The 5,163-nt window shown below is 72.5% G+C and carries 5 protein-coding genes; all 5 read left to right on the top strand.

The genetic code is table 11. From position 1 onward, the window contains the following. Positions 1 to 378: (2Fe-2S)-binding protein (locus ABTZ89_RS35525; protein WP_351053239.1), on the top strand; the 378-nt coding region annotated here is incomplete at its 5' end. Positions 379 to 514: 136 nt separating this feature from the next. Further along, positions 515 to 3,028 (top strand): nitrite reductase large subunit NirB, encoded by a 2,514-nt coding sequence (nirB, locus tag ABTZ89_RS35520; protein WP_351053236.1) that lies wholly within the window; start codon positions 515 to 517, stop codon positions 3,026 to 3,028. Then, a complete protein-coding gene (gene nirD, locus ABTZ89_RS35515; protein WP_270951680.1) occupies positions 3,025 to 3,351 on the top strand; it encodes a nitrite reductase small subunit NirD in 327 nt (108 codons plus the stop codon). Before nirB ends, nirD begins: the two co-directional genes overlap by 4 nt. Next, positions 3,348 to 4,484 carry a uroporphyrinogen-III synthase gene (locus ABTZ89_RS35510; RefSeq protein WP_351053233.1) on the top strand — a complete coding sequence of 379 codons (1,137 nt, stop codon included), beginning with the start codon at positions 3,348 to 3,350 and terminating at the stop codon, positions 4,482 to 4,484. The genes nirD and ABTZ89_RS35510 overlap by 4 nt, the downstream gene beginning before the upstream one ends. Then, positions 4,469 to 5,163 (top strand): sirohydrochlorin chelatase (locus tag ABTZ89_RS35505; RefSeq protein WP_351053230.1); only part of this gene is annotated, 695 nt, incomplete at its 3' end. The genes ABTZ89_RS35510 and ABTZ89_RS35505, both read left to right, overlap by 16 nt.

Below are 5,163 nucleotides of genomic sequence, written 5' to 3'. Positions count from 1 at the left end.
GTAGGGGATCAGCCCGACCCCGAACCGCTTGCAGGCCGGGATGATCTCGCGCTCGGCTTCCCGCAGGCGATCGCATCGGTCACGCAGTTGCACGACCGCGACCTGCCAGTGCCCGCCGATCGCCTCGCGCTGCTGCTGGGCAACCCCGCCACCACGTCCGCCCGCGTCGAACCGTCCGACGACGCGGTGCTCTGCCGCTGCAACAACGTCACCGAGAAGTCCCTGACCGCCGCCTGGCAGGGCGGTGCTCGCTCGGTCCACGAGCTGGCCAGGGCAACTCGGGCGACCACGGGCTGCGGAGGCTGCGCCGACGACGTCGCACGCCTCTGCGCACTGCTGGCCGGACGCACCGAACACCCGAAGAAGGGCGTCGCATGACGCCTCGTGCCAACCGGAGTCCCGCTCAACCGCACCTCAGGGGGACCGTGATGCAACCCAGTCACAAGAAACCGCGAAACGCGAGATCGATCCCGGACGCAACCACCACTGAAAAACGCGGAGAGGCGGACTGCGCATGACCCGCACGCTCATCGTCGTCGGCCACGGGATGGTCGGACACCGGCTCGTGGAGTCGCTCCGGGAGCGCGATGTAACCGGTACCTGGCGGATCGTCGTGCTGGGCGAGGAATCCCGGTCGGCCTACGACCGGGTGGCGCTGTCGTCCTACCTGGACGGCAAGAGCGCCGAGGACCTGAGCCTGGCCGGCCACGAGCTGCTGGACGATCCGCTGGTCGAACTGCGGTTGAACACCGCGGTGACCGGCATCGACCGCGCCGCCCGCACGGTGTCCACATCGGACGGTTCGGTGCTGGGCTACGACGCGCTGGTGCTGGCCACCGGGTCGCGGCCGTTCGTGCCGCCGGTGCCCGGCCACGACCTCGACGGCTGCTTCACCTACCGCACCATCGACGACCTCGACGCCATCCGCGACGCCGCGACCGAGGGCGCGAACGGCGTGGTCATCGGCGGTGGCCTGCTCGGCCTCGAGGCGGCGAACGCCCTGCGGCTGCTGGGGATGCGCGCGCACGTCGTCGAGATGGCGCCGCGGCTGATGCCGTTGCAGGTCGACGAGGGCGGTGGCCAGGTCCTCGGCCGTCTGGTCGGCGACCTCGGGTTGGCGGTGCACTGCGGTGCGGCGACGAAGTCCATCGACGGCGACGGCCGGGTCCGCGGTGTTTCGCTGGCCGACGGCACGGTGATCGACACCGAGCTCGTGGTGTTCTCCGCCGGGGTGCGGCCGCGCGACGAGCTGGCCGAGGTCGCCGGGCTGGACCGGGCCGAGCGCGGCGGGATCCTGGTCGACGAGTTCTGCCGCACCGGGGACGAGAACATCTGGGCCATCGGCGAATGCGCCGCGGTGCAGGGCAGCTGCTACGGGCTGGTCGCGCCCGGCTACAGCATGGCGGAAGGCGTCGCCGAGCAGCTGCTGGAGCTGGGCGACGGCGCTTTCCCCGGGGCCGACCTGTCCACCAAGCTCAAGCTGCTCGGCGTCGACGTCGCGAGCTTCGGCGATGCGCACGCGCGGGCGGAGGGCGCTTTGGAGGTCGTCTACGCCAACAACGCCGCGGGCACCTACGCCAAGCTGGTGCTCAGCGACGACGCGCGAGTGCTGCTCGGCGGTGTGCTCGTCGGCGACGCCGGTGCGTACTCCGTGCTGCGGCCGCTGGTGGACCGCGAGCTGCCCGCACCGCCCGAGCAGCTGCTGCTGCCCGCCGGGTCCGGTGTGGACGCCGGGACCCTGCCCGCGGACGCCACGGTGTGCTCCTGCAACAACGTGACCAAGCAGGACATCACCTCCGCCATCGCGGAGCAGCAGCTCACCGACGTACCGGGCGTCAAGGCCTGCACGAAGGCCGGTACCAGCTGCGGTTCGTGCGTGCCGATGCTGAAGAACCTGCTCGGCGAGTGCGGAGTCGTGACCTCCAAGGCGCTCTGCGAGCACTTCCCGCAGTCGCGCAGCGAGCTGTTCGAGGTGGTCCGGGCCACCGGCGTCGACTCGTTCTCCGAGCTGATCGGCAAGCACGGCAACGGGCACGGCTGCGACATCTGCAAGCCCGCGGTCGCCTCCATCCTGGCCAGCCTCGGCCACGGCCACATCCTCGACGGCGAGCAGGCCGCGCTGCAGGACACCAACGACCGGTTCCTGGCCAACATGCAGCGCAACGGCACCTACTCGGTGGTGCCCCGGGTGCCCGGCGGGGAGATCACCCCGGACAAGCTGATCGTGCTGGGCGAGGTGGCCAAGGAGTTCGGCCTGTACACCAAGATCACCGGTGGGCAGCGCATCGACCTGTTCGGCGCGCGGGTGGAGCAGCTGCCGCTGATCTGGCGGCGGCTGGTCGACGCCGGGTTCGAATCCGGCCACGCCTACGGCAAGGCGCTGCGCACCGTGAAGTCCTGCGTCGGCGACGACTGGTGCCGCTACGGCGTGCAGGACTCGGTGAGCATGGCCATCCGGCTCGAGCTGCGCTACCGGGGGCTGCGGGCGCCGCACAAGATCAAGGCCGGGGTGTCCGGCTGCGCCCGCGAGTGCGCCGAAGCGCGCGGCAAGGACTTCGGCGTGATCGCCACCGACCGCGGCTGGAACCTCTACGTCGGCGGCAACGGCGGGTTCACCCCGCGCCACGCCGAACTGCTGGCCGCCGACCTCGACGACGAGCTGCTGATCAAGCTCGTCGACCGGTTCCTGATGTTCTACGTGCGCACCGCCGACCGGCTGCAGCGCACCTCGGCCTGGCTGGAGTCGCTGGACGGCGGTTTGGAGCACCTGCGCGAGGTCGTCGTCGAGGACTCGCTGGGCATCGCCGACGAGCTGGAAGCGGCGATGCGGCGCCACGTCGAGGACTACACCGACGAGTGGGCCGGGGTGCTGGCCGATCCGGCCAAGCTGGCTCGCTTCGTCTCCTTCGTCAACGCCCCGGAAGCACCGGACCCGACCATCCGCTTCGTCCAGGAGCGCGGTCAGATCCGGCCCGGTCCGGTGGCGCTGCCGATGCCCGCTCTCGCAACCCAGGAGGTGTCCGGATGACCTGGCAACGGATCTGCGAACTCGACCTGCTGCTGCCCGAGTACGGGGTGCCCGCGCTGGTCCACGACCAGCCGGTGGCGGTGTTCCGCACCCGCGACGACGAGCTGTACGCGGTGGGCAACGTCGACCCGTTCTGCGGGGCCGGCGTGATCAGCCGCGGCATCGTCGGCGACCGCGGCGGCGAGCCCACCGTCGCCTCCCCGATGCTCAAGCAGGTCTTCTCGCTGCGCACCGGGCAGTGCCTGGACGACCCGGCGGCGCAGCTGCCGATCTACCCGGTCCGCCGCCGCGCCGACGACGTGGTGGAGGTCGCTCTTCCTTGACCGACGAACTCGCTGGTTACACCGTCGCGGTGACCGCGGCGCGACGGGCCGACGAGCTGGGAACCCTGCTGGAGAACCGCGGCGCGCGGGTCGTGCACGGCCCGGCGCTGCGGATCCTCCCGCTGTCCGACGACGCCGAGCTCCGGCGGGTCAGCCTGCGCTGCCTGGACGCGCCTCCCGACGTGGTGGTGGCCACGACCGGCATCGGTTTCCGCGGCTGGATCGAGGCCGCCGACGGGTGGGGCATCGGCGGCGAGCTGCTCGACGCCTTGCGCCCGGCGCAGCTGCTGGCGCGCGGGCCGAAGGCGCGCGGAGCGGTGCGTGCCGCCGGGTTGCCCGATCCGTGGTCGCCTGCGTCGGAGTCGTCCGCTGAACTGCTGTCCCACCTGCTCGAACAGGAGTTGGCCGGGGTTCGGATCGCGGTGCAGCTGCACGGGCAGCCGCTGCCGGACTTCGCCGACGCGCTGCGCTGCGCCGGTGCGGAGGTCGTCGAGGTGCCGGTCTACCGCTGGGCCGCACCGGCGGACACCACCGCGTTGGAGAACCTGCTGCGGTCGGTGTGCGCGCGGGAGATCGATGCGGTGACCTTCACCAGCGCGCCTGCCGCGGCAGGCCTGCTGTCGCTGGCGGCGAGACTGCGCTGCGAGGAGGAGCTGCTGGCCGCGCTGCGCGGTCCGGTGCTGGTGGCCTGCGTCGGGCCGGTGACGCACGCGCCGCTGGCCGACCACGACGTTCCCGCGGTGATCCCCCGGCGGTTCCGCCTCGGCGCGCTGGTGCGTTCGCTGTGCGTGGCGCTGCCCGACAGGGCGCCGACGCTGCCGGTGGGTGGCCGGGAGCTGCAGGTGCGGGGGCACGCCGCCGTGGTGGACGGAGTGGTCAGACCGCTTTCCCCGCAGGGCAGAACGCTGCTGGGCGTGCTGGCCGAGCGGCCGGGGCGGGTGGTGTCGCGCCGGGACCTCGCTGAGGCGCTGCGCCGCTCCGGGAGCCCGGCCGACGAACACGCTGTGGAGCAGGCGGTGGCGCGCTTGCGGGCGGCGCTGGGCGCTGCGCAGCTGGTGCAGACCGTGATCAAACGCGGATACCGACTTCCGCTGGAACCGATGGGAGGCGCTCCGCGATGCGCGCAACCGTGAGCCCACCGCTGCTGCTGGTCGCCCACGGCACTCGCGACCCGGCCGGGCCCCGGGTGGTCGAGCGCCTCGCAGCAGCGGCGGCCGAGCGCCTGGACGTGCCGGTGCACGTCGGCTACGTCGACGTCATCGGGCCGACCGCGGTCGAAGTGCTGCGCGACCTCGACGGCCCGGTGGTCGTGCTGCCCGCTTTCCTGGCCTCCGGGTACCACGTGCGCACCGATCTCCCTGCGCAGATCGCCGCCAGCGACCGGACCGGCGTCGTGGTCTGCCGGGCGCTGGGGCCTGCCCCGGAACTCGTCGAAGCGATGCGGGAGCGGCTGATCACCGCCGGGTGGCAGCCCGGTGCTCGCATAGCGTTCTCCGCCGCCGGGTCGTCCGACGAACACGCGCTGGCCGACGTGCGCACGGCGGCGCAGCTGCTGGGCCGCCGCTGCGGGCAGTGGCTGACCCCGAGCTACGTCACCACAGCGACTCCCGCCACCGCCGAGGTCTGCGGCCCCGCCGACTTCATCGCCCCGTACCTGCTGGCCCCGGGGCTGTTCCACCGGCGCCTGGCGGAGCTGCCGGTCGCCGGTGTCGCCCAGCCGATCGGCGACCACCCGGCCGTGGTGGAACTGATCGCTGCCGCTACCTGCCGCACACCGCCGACATCCGGTTCGAGGCGTGGGGAACCACCCGC

Source organism: Saccharopolyspora sp. NPDC002686 (genome assembly GCF_040295745.1).
GTDB lineage: Bacteria > Actinomycetota > Actinomycetes > Mycobacteriales > Pseudonocardiaceae > Saccharopolyspora > Saccharopolyspora oryzae.
Note: the sequence above shows the minus strand (reverse complement) of the source record. Positions and strands in the feature narration are given on the sequence as shown.